This window comes from Pseudomonas sp. TWI628, assembly GCF_039673865.1.
Taxonomy (GTDB): domain Bacteria; phylum Pseudomonadota; class Gammaproteobacteria; order Pseudomonadales; family Pseudomonadaceae; genus Aquipseudomonas.
In genome coordinates, this window is the sequence record NZ_JBDJMM010000055.1 from 1 (window position 1) to 16072 (window position 16072).

The window sequence follows — 16072 nt, forward strand, 5'->3', positions numbered from 1 at the left end:
CAGCAGCTCTTTGGGGATTTTGGGCAGGTCACGCAAGGGTTTCTTTTTGGTTGGCATACATGCACCTCTTACTCATGTTATGCCCGAACACAAAATTTCTGACACCCTCGTTCGGAAAGGGCTGCAAAGCAGCCCCGGCAATCCATCAGGTGTAAGACAATTCCTAACCTGAAACCAAATGCTTCAGTTCAAGATAGCTTGGGAATTATCCTACGCACGCCGCTGCCGTTTCTCTGTTGTGGATGTAGAGCATCAGGGCTAATTTCCCCGGGTCGTCGCGGTTTGACGACCGGGTGTGAGAGCCCGCTTACAACCAAGAGATTGCCGTCATGGTAGCTGTGCGCGGGCAGGCCCCGTGCCTGGCCGGTTTTCGCTCTTGTTTGGCCGGTCTCTCACCCCGCGTACAGCTGCCGCCTAATCCTGTGAGAGGGAAAGGGAAGGTAGCCCATGCAAACAAACGAGAGAGAAATTATGAAAAAACTTGTTCCTGATCCACCCGCCAAAGTGCTTTCCCAGCCGTTCTACACCATCAACAAAGACATGCCCTCACCCGAGGCATTGCTCTATGTCATTCAGTTACTACGCGGAATTGAAGACACCCTCGACGAATACATCTGCGGCAATGCTGGCGAGCCGGGTATCGGCATGCTGGTCAACAGTGTGCATAACGTGCAGATGGGGAGGGCGTTGGCTGAATTGGTACTGACTCGGGAGGCGGGGGAGATCACCTGGCATTAATGCCGGACGCTGTCGAATGGCATGTGTGCCCCACAAAACAAAACCCCTTGAAGCCATGGGCCTCAAGGGGTTTTCCAGTACTGCAGACAGCCGCTTAGACGTTGAAGCGGAAGTGCATCACATCACCGTCCTTGACGATGTAGTCCTTGCCTTCCAGGCGCCATTTACCGGCTTCCTTGGCACCGCCTTCACCCTTGAACTGGATGAAGTCGTCATAGGCGACCACTTCGGCGCGGATGAAGCCTTTTTCGAAGTCGGTGTGGATCACGCCAGCGGCCTGCGGGGCGGTGGCGCCGACGCGTACGGTCCAGGCGCGCACTTCCTGCACGCCGGCAGTGAAGTAGGTCTGCAGGTTGAGCAGCTCGTAACCGGCGCGGATCACGCGGTTCAGGCCAGGCTCTTCAAGGCCCAGGGCCTCAAGGAACATGTCTTTTTCTTCGCCGTCATCCAGCTCGGCGATTTCCGCTTCGATCTTGTTGCATACCGGTACCACGACCGCGCCTTCTTCCTCGGCAATGGCCTTGACCACGTCCAGGTGCGGGTTGTTGTCGAAGCCGTCTTCGGCAACGTTGGCGATGTACATCACCGGCTTGCTGGTCAGCAGGTGGAAGCCACGGATAACGGCCTTCTCGTCGTCAGCCATGTTCTTCATCAGGCTGCGCGCAGGCTTGCCTTCGGTGAAGTGCGGGATCAGCTTTTCCAGGATCGCCTTCTGTGCCAGGGCATCCTTGTCGCCGCCCTTGGCGTTGCGGGCAACCTTCTGCAGTTGCTTCTCGCAGCTGTCGAGGTCGGCGAAGATCAGTTCGAGGTCGATGATCTCGATGTCGCGCTTGGGGTCGACGCTGTTGGAAACGTGGATCACGTTCTCGTCTTCGAAGCAGCGCACCACATGGGCGATGGCGTCGGTCTCGCGGATGTTGGCGAGGAACTTGTTGCCCAGGCCTTCGCCTTTCGACGCACCGGCCACCAGGCCTGCGATGTCGACGAATTCCATGGTGGTCGGCAGGATGCGGTTAGGCTTGACGATTTCCGCCAGCGCCGCCAGGCGCGCATCGGGCATCGGCACGATGCCGCTGTTTGGCTCGATGGTGCAGAAAGGGAAGTTCTCCGCCGCGATGCCAGACTTGGTCAGGGCGTTGAACAGGGTGGACTTGCCGACGTTGGGCAGGCCGACGATGCCGCAATTGAAACCCATGGGTATTCCCCTCTCTAGGAAATCAGGCCTTCTGGCTGTGCAGCTCGCGCATGGCCTTGGCGAAATCGCCAGCCAGCACGTCCGGCAGCACGCCGAGGGCAAAATCGATGCTGGCGTCGAGCTTCTCCTGCTCGGCGCGCGGCGCGCGGCCCAGGACGAAGTTGGAGACCAGTTTGGCGTCACCCGGGTGGCCAATGCCAAGCCGCAGGCGGTGGAAGTCGTTCTGGTTGCCGAGCTGCGCGATGATGTCGCGCAGGCCGTTGTGCCCCCCATGGCCGCCGCCGCGCTTGAGCTTGGCAACGCCCGGAGGCAGGTCGAGTTCGTCGTGTGCCACCAGGATCGCTTCCGGCTTGATGCGGAAGAAATTGGCCAATGCCGCCACGGCCTGGCCGCTACGGTTCATGTAGGTGGTGGGGATCAACAAACGAACGTCGTTGCCCTGATGGCTGAACTTAGCCGTCAGGCCGAAATATTTTTTGTCAGCGGTCAGCGATACACGCTGGGCGCTGGCAATGCGTTCAACGAAAAGAGCCCCTGCGTTATGCCGGGTCTGTTCGTATTCGGGGCCGGGGTTACCCAGGCCAACGATCAACTGGATGGCGGTCACGTCAGGGGCTCTTCCTTGGAGTTGGTGGGTTACAGGGCGCGGGGCGCACTGTAACCCGATCAACACCGGCGCGCGAGTGGATTACTCGGCAGCGCCTTCAGCTTCTGGAGCAACGCGTGGAGCGTGAACGTTGGCAACAGCTTTGTCATCACCGTGGGCCAGAGCTACGAACTCTACGCCTTTCGGAGCTTTCAGGTCCGACAGGTGGATGATGGCGCCGACTTCAGCCTTGCTCAGGTCCACTTCGATGAACTCAGGCAGGTCTTTGGCTTCGCAGGAAACTTCGATCTCGGAAACAACGTGCGAGATTTCGCCGCCTTTCTTGATCGGGGCTTCTTCGCCAACGAAGTGAACTGGAACCTTGGCGGTCAGCTTCTGGCCAGCAACAACGCGAACGAAGTCGGCGTGCATGATGAAGCCTTTGGCTGGGTGGCGCTGCATGGCCTTGACCACGACGTTCTGCTTGGTGCCGTCAACGTTCAGTTCGATAACGTGGCTGAAGGCAGCTTCGTTTTCGAACAGCTTGGCGATTTCCTTGGCCACGATGGTCAGGGATTGGGCTTCTTTATCGCCACCGTAAACAACGGCTGGGATGCTCAGCGAGTGACGCAGGCGGCGGCTCGCACCTTTCCCCAGGTCAGTACGCGCTTGGGCGTTCAGGATGAAATCAGTCATTTTGCTTCTCCAAAATAGCCTCCCGTAAGGCGTTTGCGACCAGCGCCAGACGGGGATGGCAAAAAAGCCCCGCCCCAACAAGTGCTGGGGCGGGGCGCTTCATATCAACACGTGTTCCGCTTAGCGGAACATCGCACTGATCGATTCTTCGTTGCTGATGCGGCGGACCGCTTCAGCGACAACCGGTGCGATATCCAGCTGGCGGATACGGTCACAGGCTTGAGCAGCGGCGGACAGCGGAACGGTGTTGGTCACCACCAGCTCGTCCAGTACCGACTTCTCGATGTTCTCGATCGCGCGGCCCGACAGGACAGGGTGCGTGCAGTAGGCGTAAACCTTGGCAGCGCCGTGTTCTTTCAGGGCTTTGGCCGCGTGGCACAGGGTGCCGGCGGTGTCGACCATGTCGTCTACCAGGATGCAGGTGCGCCCTTCGACGTCGCCGATGATGTGCATAACCTCGGAGTGGTTAGCCTTTTCGCGGCGTTTGTCGATGATACCGAGGTCGACGCCCAGGGACTTGGCAACGGCGCGTGCGCGCACAACGCCACCGATGTCCGGGGAAACGATCATCAGGTTCTCGAAACGCTGGTCTTCGATGTCGTCGACCAGTACGGGCGAGCCGTAGATGTTGTCGACTGGAATATCGAAGAAGCCTTGGATCTGGTCAGCGTGCAGGTCGACGGTGAGAACACGGTCGATACCCACGACAGTGAGCATGTCAGCAACGACTTTGGCGCTGATGGCTACACGTGCCGAACGCGGACGGCGGTCCTGGCGGGCATATCCGAAGTAAGGAATCACGGCGGTGATTCGGGATGCTGAGGAGCGGCGGAAGGCGTCGGCCATCACTACCAGTTCCATCAGGTTATCGTTGGTCGGGGCACAGGTCGGCTGGATAATGAAAACGTCTTTACCGCGAACATTTTCATTGATCTCAGTGCTGATCTCGCCGTCGGAGAACTTACCGACAGAGACGTCACCGAGAGGGATATGCAGCTGACGTACGACACGCCGAGCCAGATCGGGGTTAGCGTTCCCCGTAAAGACCATCATCTTGGACACGCGCAGTACCTGAAGGCTGAGGGTATACCTGGATGAGTATAAGGAAAATGGCAGGGGCGGCTGGATTCGAACCAACGCATGGCAGGATCAAAACCTGCTGCCTTACCGCTTGGCGACGCCCCTGTATCTGTTGCTGCGAACGCTTATGCGCTCGACTTCTTGACCAGACTTTGCAGCTTGCGATGCAACATCGAAATATTGCTTCCTTTCGCCACAAACCCTGTTTGGGTCGCTGAAAGAAGGGCCAGAACTTTATCAGCTTCGGCTTTGCTTGGGAAGGCCCCAAACACACAACTTCCAGTGCCGGTAAGTCGAGCCTCTGTGAATTTCCCCAGTGAATTCAGCGCGTTGCGAACTTCTGGGTAACTCTGCTCTACCACCGGTTGGCAGTCATTTCGACTGTTTCCCTTGGGAACGGGGCGCATCTTAAGGGGGAGGGAATCACGTGTCAACTGTGGATGTGAAAAAATTTCTACTGTGCTGACAGATACTTGCGGCACCAGTACGACATACCACGGCTCTTCGGGGTCGACCGGAGTCAGTTGCTCGCCAACGCCCTGGGCAAAAGCGGCATGGCCACGGACGAACACCGGTACGTCGGCGCCCAGGCTCAGGCCCAGCGCGGCCAGGCGGTCTTCGTCCCAGTCCAGCTGCCACAGGTGTGCCAGCGCCAGCAGCGTGGTCGCCGCATCCGAGCTGCCACCGCCGATGCCGCCGCCCATGGGCAGCACCTTGGTCAGCCAGATGTCGGCGCCCAGGCGGGTGCCGGATTGCTCCTGCAATTTACGCGCGGCGCGCACGATCAGGTTGCTGTCGTGGGGCACGGCTTCGATTTCGGTATTCAGGCGGATCACGCCGTCTTCGCGCACGGCGAAGCTCAACTCGTCGCCATGGTCGAGAAACTGAAACACGGTTTCCAGCTCGTGGTAGCCATCGGGGCGGCGACCGATGATGTGCAGCCACAGGTTGAGCTTGGCCGGGGCGGGCAGGGTAAGCGTGGGCATACGATCAGTGCCCCAGCTGGCGTGGCTGCCAGTCCTTGACCACCAGCGTCACGTCGAGGTCTTTGCCATGCAGCTTCATGCGCTCGGGCAGCCAGTAACCGTTCTGCTCGGTGTAGCTCAGGTACTGCACCTGCCAGCCATCCTGGTCGAGGCTGGCCAGGCGGCTGTCGCCATCCAGGGTCAGCTTGCTCTTGCTGTCGGGGGCGGGCAGGCCGCGAACCCACCAGACCAGGTGCGAGACCGGCAGCTGCCAGCCAAGCTGTTCTTCCAGCAGGGCTTCGGGGCTGGTGGCTTCATAGCGGCCCTGGTTGGCCACTTCCAGTACCACGCCACCAGGGCGGCCGGTCAGGCGAGCCGCGCCGCGGCCGAGCGGGCCGGCCAGGCGGATGTCGTAGTAGTCCTGGCGTTGCAGCCAGAACAGCGTGCCGCTGCCGGAGTCGCGCGGGGCGCGGATGCCGACCTTGCCGTTGATCTGCCAGCCATCGAGGCTGCTCAACTGCTCTTTATGGGCGCGCCACTGCTGTGGGTCGCCGTGGCCCTGCAGGGCCTCGCGGCTCCCGAAGCCGGCACAGCCGGCCAGCAGGGCGATCAGGGTGAAGGTGATGCAATGGCGCAGAAACATGGCGTTAAAGGGTCTCGGATCCGGTCAGGCGCAGGATGGTCTTGCGCAGGATGGGGCTGTCGGCCTGGGCTTCGAAGCCCTTGGCCCAGACCTGGCGGGCTTCGCGGCGCTTGCCGTTGGCCCACAGCACTTCGCCCAGATGGGCGGCCACTTCGTGGTCGGGGAAGCGGGCAAAGGCCTGGCGCAGGTAGGTTTCAGCCTCGTCGAGGTGGCCCAGGCGGTAGTTGATCCAGCCCATGCTGTCGAGCACGGCCGGGTCGTCCGGGGTCAGCTGGTGGGCCTTGTCGATCAGTGCCTTGGCTTCGTCGTAGCGGGAGGTGCGGTCGGCCAGGGTGTAGCCGAGGGCGTTCAGCGCCATGGCGTTGTCTGGCTCGCGGGCGATGATGGCGCGCAGGTCTTTTTCCATCAGCGGCAGGTCATCGCGTTTTTCGGCGAGCATGGCGCGGGTATAAAGCAGGTTGAGGTCGTCCGGGTAGCGGTTGAGGGCTTGCTGCAGCACCTGGTCGGCCTGGGCGTCCTTGTTGTTGTTGCTGTAGCTTTCCGATTCGATCAGGTACAGCTGCACGGCGTAGTCTGGCTGCGCCTCGCGGGCCTCGGCGAGCAGGCGCGAAGCCTCGGTGCCGCGGCCGTTGGCGATGAGGATGTCGGCCTGGCGCAGTTGCGCCGGCAGGTAGTCCGGGCCGTTGCCGACCAGGGCGTATTCGCGCAGGGCGCCGGCCGGGTCGTGGCGCTCCTCGGCGATGCGGCCCAGGTTGAGGTGGGCGGCGTCGACGTTGCTGTCGCGCTCGATCAGCTCGCGCAGGTAGACCTCGGCTTCGTCCCAGTCCTTCATCTCCAGGCACACCAGGGCCAGGGAGTAACGCGATTCGTCGTCATCCGGGTACTGCTGGACCAGGCTGAGGAATTCGGCCTTGGCGTCGGCCATGCGGTCCTGTTCGACCAGGGTACGCGCGTAGGTCAGGCGCAGGCGCTTGTCGTCCGGGTTGTCCCGGATCGCCCCGCGCAGCAACGGCAGCGCTTCCGGGCCGCGGTCCAGGGCCTGGAGCAGGCGGGCGCGCAACAGGATCGGGGCGATTTCGCCATTCTGTGCCGGGTGCGCTTCGAGTAGGTCGAGGGCTTCCTGGGACTTGCCGTCCTGGTTAAGCAGCAGCGCCTTGCCGAACACCAGTTGGCTGTTGTTCGGGTATTTGACCAGCAGGCGGTCGAAGCTCTGCATCAGGCCGTCGCGGGTGCTCTGGTCGGTTTCGGCGGCGGACAGGGCGAGGAAGTCGAAGTGGGTGTCACCCTGGCCCTGCAGCACCTTCTCCATATAGGTCATGGAGTCGTCGTAGCGGCCGGCGCGGGCCAGCTGGATGGCAGCGGCACGTTGAGCGTCGAGGTTCTCCGGGTCGTTCTTGGCCCAGATCAGCGCGTTGTCCAAGGCCGGCTCGTCGGCGCCCAGGTATTCGGCAATCCGGTAGGCGCGTTCGGAGACGCCTGGGTCCTGGGTCTTCTCGGCCTGGTCGGTGTAGTTGGCCAGGGCGATGTCGAAGCGGTTGCGCTGGCCGGCCAGCTCGGCCACCAGCAGGCTATAAAGGGTGTCTTGCGTGAACGACCCATACACCACGGGCTTCTTCACCTCGGCCTCGGCGGCGGGAGGCTCGGCCTTTTGCGGGGCCAGGCTCTGGCAGCCCTGGAGCAGGGCGAAGGCAAGCAGCAATGCGTAGGGTCTGTTCATAGAGAGGCTTAAAAAGACTAACCGGCGGTCGGAGCATGATGACACAAGCGCGGGGGCAAACCCACCTGCGAAGGTCGTGGTTTACAGCATGGTGGTGCAAGCGTCGGACAACGGTGTGGGGCGATAGGTTCGGCGGTATAGATCGCCCCGTTGATTCGGTTATTGAGTTGGAAACAGGAAGTGGGAAAGCACGAGCGCTGATAGCAGCGTCAGATGCAAAGTCAGCAGACAAAGAAGAATGCATCGATGCTTTGCGGGGAAAGCCTTGACCTCCTCCGCGTTAGCGAGCCCTCGCCATATGAACAATTTGGGGATTGCCAATACTACCGATATGGAGCCAGTGCGTATTAACTTTCCTGGTAGCCCAGCGTGCTTGTAGATGTTTCTGTTGTCTATGATGTACTTGCAGTTTGGTAGAAGCGACTCAAAAAACTCGGTGTGCTTATGAGCAACGTAGCACTGTGCTAAGAGTATGAGTGGAATGGGGATGATTATTAAAGCTCCTATTATCCGCGGATCCATGGTGGCGTTCATTTCCATTTGCAAGGATTTTGGTTTACAGCTTGGGCGTGCTGACAGGGGCGGCGGAGTGAGGTCAAGGTTCGGTACCCTTCGTACCTTGGTTTTGTCATTATTCTCTGAGCCTGTATGCGATGTTGAAGAACAGATAAGTGGATGGGTTAGTAATGATTCTCTACTGTGGGTCGAGGTATTTCACAATGCTGCCGAGTATGATCAGTGAAAGGGTTGATGTTAAGAGGTAATACCAAAAGAATAATAGTATTTGTCTCGTCCTGCGTGGGAAGTTTTTTATATCACTGGGGTTTGCCAGTTTTCGGCGGATGTAGAAGATTGGAGTTGATAACATGCCGGCTATCATGCAGAGTCGTATTGCCTTTCCAGGTAATCCTGCGTGTGAGTAAATGGCAGTATTGCCTTTGACGAAGTCGCAATTATTTAAGAGTAATTCTATTTCTTCAATTTTTTTATGGGCTATGTAGGTCAGTGCGAAAGTGTTGATCAGCAGTGAGGTTATTGTGAGTAGACCTGCTATTGCCCATAGTGGGTTTGTCATTTCTCCAATGCCTCATATAGAAACTCGCCTGTCTTTTTTCCCAGAATTTTTCCGAGCTCGCCACCTATCATTCCTCCTGCTGCTCCTCCAATAACACCGCAAGAAAGCGCTCCAACGCCGCCTGTTGGTACGCCAATAGCAAGACATAATTGAGCAAGCGCGTAGCCGCCTAGCGCTGCTCCGCCGGTCGAGCCGCCAAGGCTGCCGGCCAAAGAAGTACTTTCAATATAACTTGCTTCTCTGCAGGCGTCTTCGCGTCCCAATGTGCATGCTCTTTGAATTTCCAGGCCGGTAGCTGCAACTTCTAGTGCAATGCCTATGTAGGTCCCTTTTTTTACTAGGTTGGCAGCTTTGGCAACCCCGGCAACCTTATTCGCATATCCCGCAACTTCCCCTGTATGCAAATAGCTTTTGGTAGAAAGGCCAAGCGTTTTCTTGATTGACCCTTTGTTTCGCAAGCTAGCACCAAGCGCCGCTATTTTGCTCAACTGCCCATCCAGCTTGGCGAACAGCGCCGCACGTCTGGCATAGAATTGTTCGTGAGCCCTGAGCGTTCCTGAACTCATATGCCCCTGATACAGCTTTTCAATTTCCAGTAGCGTGTCCTGAATGGCCTTCAGGTGCCTGCTCCAACCATCACTGACCACGCCCGCACCCATGGATGCATGGGCGAGCAGGCTTTTCAGCAACTCGAAATTATCCAGAAAAAACTCATCGGCACCTTGCCCGCTGCGCATCAGTCCCATATGCGCCTTGGCAGCCTTCGCCATCAGATACGCCTCCTGGCTGGTACACGAGGGCGTCGACCAGTCGCCGACAATGACCAGTTCGCCGCTCCTGACCACATTGTTGTAGATGTGAGCATTCAGAACGTCGAACTTGCTGGCCGAATGCCCGCCAAGCGCAAGGCCTGCCTTGAGTGTGTGGTAGTTCTGCATTTTGGGGTTGATGAACGCGCGGGCTTCGGTCATGGGGCTCCTTACGCGTATTTCTTGTTGCCGATGCGGTCCCACCCGCCAGCAATGTTGCCGCCGCCGGAGCCGTCGATGCGTTTCTGCTGGGTATAGGTGGTCTTGATTCGGCCGTAATCGAGTTGTACTACCTCGACCGGCACACCGTCGGCCGCGCTCTGTGTGTAATCGGCAATGATCACTTCTTCGAGAATGACCTCGTAATACTTGAGCTTGTCACCGCCCGCGCGACACAGTGCGAGTTTCACTTCCTTGAGATGTAAGCCTGCACAACTGGCTTCCATGAGTTTGCAGCTGGCACTGTCGAGCAACTTGGTGAATCTGAAGTTGCTGACGGCGGTGCGGCCCGAGGTGGCGCCTCCGGCGGAACTTGCAGTGGCTGAGGTACTTTGGCTGACGCCAAAATCGTAGCCAGTGACTTCAATCCATTTGTTGTATTTTTCATCCAGGGCTTCACCTGGGATTTCGTCGATTTGTATATATGCGTCAAATGCCATGCTTACCTCTCCTTGGCAATCAGTCGGAATGAATGACTGGCTGGGAACTTGGCCCAGTGATTGGCAAGGCTAGGCAGCAATATCGGGGAAGGCAACAGAGGGACATCTATTTGGGAAATGGACTACAAGATTGTGGATAACTTCGGTCTGAATGTGTCGAGAAGTTTCATTGACAGGTGTTTTTTGTAGGAATTATTACCCGTCGGCTGTGCAGTCGCTCGGGGTGAGCAGCCTGGTGAGGGGCATGAGAAATTGGCTTTGCCTGCTCCGGCCTCTTCGCGGGCATGCCCGCTCCCAACGGTTTCGTGCTTGCCTCGCCCGTGGAGAGGGCCTCACGAGGGCCGGTCCGGTCGGGCCTATCACGACAATAGCGAACGGTGGTTGTTCTAAAACCTGCGAAAGAGGACAATTATCGGCTTCTCGTCACAACCAGCGACCTTGCATGGCCTTTCTTGCACTTGGTATCAACCATAAGACTGCCTCGGTAGACGTACGCGAGCGCGTGGCGTTTACCCCCGAGCAGCTGGTAGACGCCCTGCAGCAGCTCTGCCGACTGACCGCCAGCCGTGAGGCGGCGATCCTGTCGACCTGCAACCGTAGCGAGCTTTACATAGAGCAGGACCACCTGTCCGCCGACGCCGTTCTGCGATGGCTGGCCGAGTATCACCGGCTGAGCCTGGACGAACTGCGCGCCAGCGCCTACGTCCACGAGGAGCACGACGCGGTGAAGCACATGATGCGGGTGGCCTCCGGGCTCGACTCGCTGGTGCTCGGCGAACCGCAGATCCTCGGCCAGATGAAGTCTGCCTATGCGGTGGCGCGCGAGGCCGGCACCATCGGCCCGCTGCTCGGGCGCCTGTTCCAGGCCACCTTCAGCGCCGCCAAGCAGGTGCGCACCGATACCGCGATCGGCGAGAACCCGGTTTCCGTGGCGTTCGCCGCGGTCAGCCTGGCCAAGCAGATCTTCAGCGACCTGGGCCGCAGCCAGGCCCTGCTGATCGGCGCGGGCGAAACCATCACCCTGGTCGCCCGCCATCTGCATGAACAAGGTGTGCGCCGTATCGTCGTCGCCAACCGTACCCTGGAGCGGGCGAGCATTCTCGCCGAGCAGTTCGGTGCCCATGCCGTGCTGCTGGCCGACATCCCGCAGGAACTGGCCAACAGCGATATCGTCATCAGTTCCACCGCCAGCCAGCTGCCGATCCTCGGCAAGGGCGCGGTGGAAAGCGCGCTGAAGCAGCGCCGGCACAAGCCGATCTTCATGGTCGATATCGCCGTGCCGCGCGACATCGAGCCGCAAGTGGGCGAACTCGACGACGTCTACCTGTACACCGTCGATGACCTGCATGAAGTGGTCGCGGAAAACCTCAAGAGCCGCCAGGGCGCAGCCCAGGCGGCCGAAGAGCTGGTTTCGGTGGGCGCCGAAGACTTCATGCTGCGCCTGCGCGAACTGGCTGCCGTCGATGTGCTGCGCGCCTACCGCCAGCAAAGCGAGCGCCTGCGTGACGAAGAACTGCAAAAGGCCCAGCGCCTGCTGGCCAATGGCGGCAACCCCGAAGATGTACTGGCGCAACTGGCCCGGGGCCTGACCAACAAACTCCTGCATGCCCCAAGCGTGCAGCTGAAAAAGCTCTCGGCCGAGGGCCGCCTCGATGCGCTGGCCATGGCCCAGGAACTCTTTGCCCTCAACGAGGGCTCGACGGACAAATCCCCGCAATGAAAGCGTCGCTGCTGAACAAACTGGAGATTCTCCAGGACCGCTTCGAGGAACTCACCGCGCTGCTGGGTGACGCCGAAGTCATATCCGACCAGACCCGCTTCCGCGCCTATTCCCGCGAATATGCCGAAGTCGAGCCGGTGTACGCCGCCTATAAAGAGTGGCGCAAGGTGCAGGACGACCTCGAAGGCGCCCAGGCGCTGCTCAAGGACGCCGACCCCGACCTGCGCGAGATGGCCGTCGAAGAAGTACGCGAAGCCAAGGAACAGCTGGTCGAGCTGGAATCCAACCTGCAGCGCATGCTGCTGCCCAAGGACCCCAACGATGGCCGTAACGTGTTCCTCGAGATCCGTGCCGGCACGGGCGGTGACGAGGCGGCGATCTTCTCTGGCGACCTGTTCCGCATGTACTCGCGCTACGCCGAGAAGCGCGGCTGGCGCTTGGAAATCCTCTCCGAGAACGAGGGCGAGCACGGCGGCTACAAAGAGATCATTGCCCGTGTCGAAGGCGACAACGTGTACGGAAAGCTCAAGTTCGAGTCCGGCGCGCACCGTGTTCAGCGTGTGCCGGAAACCGAATCCCAGGGCCGTATCCACACCTCGGCCTGCACCGTGGCCGTGCTGCCCGAGCCCGACGAGCAAGCGGCAATCGAGATCAACCCGGCCGACCTGCGCGTCGACACCTACCGCGCCTCGGGCGCCGGTGGTCAGCACGTGAACAAGACCGACTCGGCGATCCGCATCACCCACTTGCCCACCGGCATCGTGGTCGAGTGCCAGGAAGAGCGTTCGCAGCACAAGAACCGCGCCCGCGCCATGTCCTGGTTGTCGGCCAAGCTCAACGACATGCAGACCAGCGCCGCGCAGAACGCCATCGCCAGCGAGCGCAAGCTGCTGGTCGGCTCCGGTGACCGCTCCGAACGTATCCGTACCTACAATTATCCACAGGGGCGGGTGACCGATCACCGCATCAACCTGACCCTGTACTCCCTCGACGACATCCTTGCCGGTGGCGTGGAGGCCGTGATCGAACCGTTGCTGGCCGAATACCAGGCCGACCAACTGGCTGCCCTGGGGGACTGATGACCATCATTGCCAGCCTCCTGCGCAACGCGAAGTTGCCAGACTCGCCCAGCGAACGCCTGGACGCCGAACTGCTGCTCGCCGCTGCCATTGGCAAGTCGCGCAGCTTCCTGCACACCTGGCCCGAGCGCATCGTCAGCAGCGAAGATGCCGAGACCTACGCGAGCTACCTGCAGCGCCGCCGTGCCGGCGAGCCGGTGGCCTACATCCTGGGGCAGCAGGGCTTCTGGAAGCTTGATCTGGAAGTGGCGCCGCATACGCTGATTCCGCGCCCGGATACCGAACTGCTGGTCGAAACTGCGTTGCAGCTGCAGCCCGCAGCGCCAGCCAAAGTCCTCGACCTGGGCACCGGCACGGGTGCCATCGCCCTGGCCCTGGCCAGCGACTGCCCGGCCTGGCAGGTGACAGCCGTTGACCGCGTCGAAGAGGCCGTGGCCCTGGCCGAGCGCAATCGCCAGCGCCTGGGCCTGGGCAACGTCCAGGTGCTGGCCAGCCACTGGTTTGGCAGCCTGACCGGGCAGCGTTTCGACCTGATTCTCAGCAACCCGCCGTACATCCGCGCCGAAGACCCGCACCTGGTCGAAGGCGACGTGCGTTTCGAGCCCAGCAGTGCGCTGGTGGCCGGGGCCGATGGCCTCGATGACCTGCGGGTGATTGTCGCCCAGGCGCCTGAACACCTGGTGCCAGGTGGCTGGCTGCTGCTCGAGCACGGTTACGACCAGGCGGCGGACGTGCGTGCCCTGCTGAGCGCGCAAGGCTTCACCGAGGTGGCCAGCCGCAACGACCTGGGCGGCCATGAGCGTATTTCATTGGGGCGCCTGCCATGCTGAGCGATCAGGAACTGTTGCGTTACAGCCGGCAGATCCTGCTGGCCCAGGTAGACATCGACGGCCAGCTGCGGCTCAAGCACAGCAAGGCATTGATCGTCGGCCTCGGTGGCCTCGGCTCGCCAGTGGCGCTGTACCTGGCGGCCGCAGGCGTAGGTGAGCTGCACCTGGCCGACTTCGACACCGTCGACCTGACCAACCTGCAACGCCAGGTCATCCATGACAGCGACAGTGTCGGCATGAGCAAGGTAGATTCGGCGCTGCAGCGGCTGCAGGCGATAAACCCCGAGATCACCTTGGTCGCCCACCGCCATGCACTGGACGAAGACTCCCTGGCGGCGGCGGTTGCCGCGGTCGACCTGGTGCTGGACTGCTCCGACAACTTCGCTACCCGCGAGGCGGTCAACGCGGCCTGCTTCGCGGCTGGCAAACCGCTGGTGAGTGGCGCGGCGATCCGCCTGGAAGGGCAGTTGTCAGTGTTCGACCCGCGCCGTGACTCCAGCCCTTGCTACCACTGCCTGTACGGCCACGGCAGCGAAGACGAGCTGACCTGCAGCGAAGCCGGCGTGATCGGCCCGCTGGTGGGCCTGGTGGGTAGCCTGCAGGCGCTGGAGGCGATGAAGCTGCTGGCCGGCTTTGGCGAACCGTTGATAGGCCGCCTGCTGTTGATCGATGCCCTCGGCACGCGCCTGCGTGAACTGCGGGTCAAGCGTGACCCGGCCTGTGCCGTGTGTGGCAAGCGCGATGGCTGAGCGTTCGGCGCCGGTCGGCGTGATGGACTCGGGGGTCGGCGGTTTGTCGGTACTCGCCGAGATCCAGCGCCTGTTGCCCAACGAGTCGCTGCTCTATGTGGGCGATTGCGGTCATGTGCCCTATGGCGAGAAGTCCCCGGACTACATCCGCCAGCGCTGCCGGCGCATCGCCGAGTTCTTCCAGGCACAAGGTGCCAAGGCAATGGTCCTGGCCTGCAATACCGCGACTGTGGCTGCGGTTGCCGACCTGCGCGAGTTGTACCCCGACTGGCCCTTGGTTGGCATGGAGCCGGCGGTCAAGCCCGCCGCTGCCGCCACCCGCTCGGGCGTGGTCGGTGTGCTGGCCACCACGGGCACCTTGCAGAGTGCCAAGTTTGCAGCCTTGCTCGACCGTTTCGCCAACGACGTGCAAGTGATCACCCAGCCTTGCCCAGGGCTGGTCGAGTTGATCGAAGCCGGTGACCTCGGCAGCCCGCAGTTGCGCCAGTTGCTGCAGGGTTATGTGCAGCCGCTGCTGGCCGCGGGCTGCGACACGCTGATCCTCGGCTGCACCCATTACCCGTTCCTGCGTCCGCTGCTGGCAGAGAGGGTGCCTGCCGATGTGGCCATCATCGATACCGGTGCCGCCGTGGCGCGCCAACTGCAGCGCCTGCTGGCCGAGCGCAACCTGCTGGCCGATGGGCCAGCAGCCGACGCGGCATTCTGGACCAGCGCCGAACCGCAGTCCCTGAGAAAAATCCTGCCAGTGCTGTGGCATAAGTCGGGCAGTGTGCAAAGCTTTCAGTTGTAAAAAAAACGTGAAATACAGCTGAACTATCGTTGCATCGCCGATTTCTACCGATTTGCCTGATAGAAGGCGAAGACTAATAACAGCATCAGGAATAAGGAAGTTTCCCATGAAGAAACTGCTCGGTTTGGCGGCAGTTGCCGCTTTTACCCTGGGGCACGTGATGGCAGCGCAAGCGGCCGATGTATCGTTTTCGGTGGGGCAGACCGGTGATTCCACCATGGTTTACCGACTGGGCCTGCAGTCCAACTGGGATGCGAGCTGGTGGCAGTCCAGCGTCGGCCGGCTGACTGGCTATTGGGACGGCGCCTATACCTACTGGGAGGGTGATGAGACCTCGAGTAACCACAGCCTGTCGTTTGCGCCGGTGTTCGTCTATGAGTTCGCCGGCGATTCGGTGAAGCCCTATATCGAAGCGGGGATTGGTGTGGCGGCGTTTGCCAATACCGAGGTCGAGAGCAACAAGCTAGGCTCGGCGTTCCAGTTCGAAGACCGGATTGGTTTCGGCCTGCGTTTTGCCGGTGGGCATGAGATCGGGGTGAGGGCGATTCACTATTCCAATGCCGGCCTCCAGACCCCGAACGACGGTGTCGAGAGCTACAGCCTGCATTACCGCATGGCCCTCTGATGATTCCTGTACCGGCCTGTTCGCGGGCTTTCCCCCGCAAAGGCCGGGCCAGAAATAGCCATTCTACAACAGGCAAAGGCCATAAGCAGGGGAGAGCCAAGACTTCCAGCCCCCAC

Annotated in this window: 16 protein-coding genes and 1 tRNA gene; 7 read left to right on the forward strand and 10 right to left on the reverse strand. The window is 60.8% G+C overall.

The window, feature by feature from the left end:
- The first annotated feature begins 447 nt into the window (after positions 1–447).
- Positions 448–738 (forward strand): hypothetical protein, encoded by a 291-nt coding sequence (locus ABE528_RS27030; RefSeq protein WP_232244455.1) that lies wholly within the window; start codon positions 448–450, stop codon positions 736–738.
- 94 nt (positions 739–832) lie between these two features.
- Here ABE528_RS27030 and ychF read toward each other — a convergent pair whose 3' ends face one another.
- From ychF to ABE528_RS27080, 10 genes are all read right to left on the reverse strand, one after another.
- Positions 833–1933 (reverse strand): redox-regulated ATPase YchF, encoded by a 1101-nt coding sequence (ychF, locus tag ABE528_RS27035; RefSeq protein ID WP_203648000.1) that lies wholly within the window; start codon positions 1931–1933, stop codon positions 833–835.
- 22 nt (positions 1934–1955) lie between these two features.
- Positions 1956–2540 (reverse strand): aminoacyl-tRNA hydrolase, encoded by a 585-nt coding sequence (gene pth, locus ABE528_RS27040; protein WP_009686183.1) that lies wholly within the window; start codon positions 2538–2540, stop codon positions 1956–1958.
- Between the two features lie 81 nt (positions 2541–2621).
- Complete coding sequence (locus tag ABE528_RS27045) at positions 2622–3215, reverse strand: 50S ribosomal protein L25/general stress protein Ctc (RefSeq protein ID WP_346654598.1); 594 nt, start codon at positions 3213–3215, stop codon at positions 2622–2624.
- A gap of 120 nt (positions 3216–3335) precedes the next feature.
- Positions 3336–4277 (reverse strand): ribose-phosphate pyrophosphokinase, encoded by a 942-nt coding sequence (locus ABE528_RS27050; RefSeq protein WP_003247410.1) that lies wholly within the window; start codon positions 4275–4277, stop codon positions 3336–3338.
- A 48-nt stretch (positions 4278–4325) separates the two neighbouring features.
- A tRNA-Gln gene (locus ABE528_RS27055) sits at positions 4326–4400 on the reverse strand.
- Positions 4401–4420: 20 nt separating this feature from the next.
- Entirely contained in the window at positions 4421–5281 is an 861-nt protein-coding gene (gene ispE, locus ABE528_RS27060) for a 4-(cytidine 5'-diphospho)-2-C-methyl-D-erythritol kinase (RefSeq protein ID WP_346654599.1), read from the reverse strand.
- 4 nt (positions 5282–5285) lie between these two features.
- Complete coding sequence (lolB, locus tag ABE528_RS27065) at positions 5286–5903, reverse strand: lipoprotein insertase outer membrane protein LolB (protein ID WP_346654600.1); 618 nt, start codon at positions 5901–5903, stop codon at positions 5286–5288.
- A gap of 4 nt (positions 5904–5907) precedes the next feature.
- Complete coding sequence (locus ABE528_RS27070) at positions 5908–7620, reverse strand: tetratricopeptide repeat protein (RefSeq protein WP_346654601.1); 1713 nt, start codon at positions 7618–7620, stop codon at positions 5908–5910.
- Between the two features lie 1071 nt (positions 7621–8691).
- Positions 8692–9666, reverse strand: a complete 975-nt coding sequence (locus ABE528_RS27075; RefSeq protein ID WP_346654602.1) for a hypothetical protein — start codon at positions 9664–9666, stop codon at positions 8692–8694.
- 8 nt (positions 9667–9674) lie between these two features.
- Positions 9675–10163, reverse strand: a complete 489-nt coding sequence (locus tag ABE528_RS27080; protein WP_152956541.1) for a type VI secretion system tube protein Hcp — start codon at positions 10161–10163, stop codon at positions 9675–9677.
- Positions 10164–10605: 442 nt separating this feature from the next.
- On the opposite strand from ABE528_RS27080, the gene hemA reads away from it, so the two are divergent.
- The 6 genes from hemA to ABE528_RS27110 all read left to right on the forward strand — a co-directional run bounded on the left by hemA (position 10606) and on the right by ABE528_RS27110 (position 15956).
- Complete coding sequence (gene hemA / locus ABE528_RS27085; RefSeq protein WP_152956542.1) at positions 10606–11883, forward strand: glutamyl-tRNA reductase; 1278 nt, start codon at positions 10606–10608, stop codon at positions 11881–11883.
- Positions 11880–12962: a peptide chain release factor 1 gene (gene prfA, locus ABE528_RS27090; RefSeq protein WP_027918306.1), complete on the forward strand. Its 1083-nt coding sequence runs from the start codon at positions 11880–11882 to the stop codon at positions 12960–12962. The genes hemA and prfA overlap by 4 nt, the downstream gene beginning before the upstream one ends.
- Positions 12962–13792, forward strand: a complete 831-nt coding sequence (prmC, locus tag ABE528_RS27095) for a peptide chain release factor N(5)-glutamine methyltransferase (RefSeq protein ID WP_346654603.1) — start codon at positions 12962–12964, stop codon at positions 13790–13792. The genes prfA and prmC overlap by 1 nt, the downstream gene beginning before the upstream one ends.
- Entirely contained in the window at positions 13786–14541 is a 756-nt protein-coding gene (locus ABE528_RS27100) for a molybdopterin-synthase adenylyltransferase MoeB (RefSeq protein WP_152956544.1), read from the forward strand. The genes prmC and ABE528_RS27100 overlap by 7 nt, the downstream gene beginning before the upstream one ends.
- Positions 14534–15331: a glutamate racemase gene (gene murI, locus ABE528_RS27105; protein WP_152956545.1), complete on the forward strand. Its 798-nt coding sequence runs from the start codon at positions 14534–14536 to the stop codon at positions 15329–15331. Before ABE528_RS27100 ends, murI begins: the two co-directional genes overlap by 8 nt.
- Positions 15332–15437: 106 nt before the next feature.
- On the forward strand, positions 15438–15956 hold the full coding sequence (locus ABE528_RS27110) for an acyloxyacyl hydrolase (protein WP_152956546.1): 519 nt from the start codon (positions 15438–15440) through the stop codon (positions 15954–15956).
- The last annotated feature ends 116 nt before the right edge of the window (positions 15957–16072 follow it).

Coding starts and splice junctions, on each gene's coding strand:
- ABE528_RS27030 (WP_232244455.1), top strand. CDS start 448: ATGCAAACAAACGAGAGAGAAATTATGAAAAAACTTGTTCCTGATCCA.
- ychF (WP_203648000.1), bottom strand. CDS start 1,933: ATGGGTTTCAATTGCGGCATCGTCGGCCTGCCCAACGTCGGCAAGTCC.
- ABE528_RS27045 (WP_346654598.1), bottom strand. CDS start 3,215: ATGACTGATTTCATCCTGAACGCCCAAGCGCGTACTGACCTGGGGAAA.
- ispE (WP_346654599.1), bottom strand. CDS start 5,281: ATGCCCACGCTTACCCTGCCCGCCCCGGCCAAGCTCAACCTGTGGCTG.
- lolB (WP_346654600.1), bottom strand. CDS start 5,903: ATGTTTCTGCGCCATTGCATCACCTTCACCCTGATCGCCCTGCTGGCC.
- ABE528_RS27070 (WP_346654601.1), bottom strand. CDS start 7,620: ATGAACAGACCCTACGCATTGCTGCTTGCCTTCGCCCTGCTCCAGGGC.
- ABE528_RS27075 (WP_346654602.1), bottom strand. CDS start 9,666: ATGACCGAAGCCCGCGCGTTCATCAACCCCAAAATGCAGAACTACCAC.
- ABE528_RS27080 (WP_152956541.1), bottom strand. CDS start 10,163: ATGGCATTTGACGCATATATACAAATCGACGAAATCCCAGGTGAAGCC.
- hemA (WP_152956542.1), top strand. CDS start 10,606: ATGGCCTTTCTTGCACTTGGTATCAACCATAAGACTGCCTCGGTAGAC.
- prfA (WP_027918306.1), top strand. CDS start 11,880: ATGAAAGCGTCGCTGCTGAACAAACTGGAGATTCTCCAGGACCGCTTC.
- prmC (WP_346654603.1), top strand. CDS start 12,962: ATGACCATCATTGCCAGCCTCCTGCGCAACGCGAAGTTGCCAGACTCG.
- ABE528_RS27100 (WP_152956544.1), top strand. CDS start 13,786: ATGCTGAGCGATCAGGAACTGTTGCGTTACAGCCGGCAGATCCTGCTG.
- murI (WP_152956545.1), top strand. CDS start 14,534: ATGGCTGAGCGTTCGGCGCCGGTCGGCGTGATGGACTCGGGGGTCGGC.
- ABE528_RS27110 (WP_152956546.1), top strand. CDS start 15,438: ATGAAGAAACTGCTCGGTTTGGCGGCAGTTGCCGCTTTTACCCTGGGG.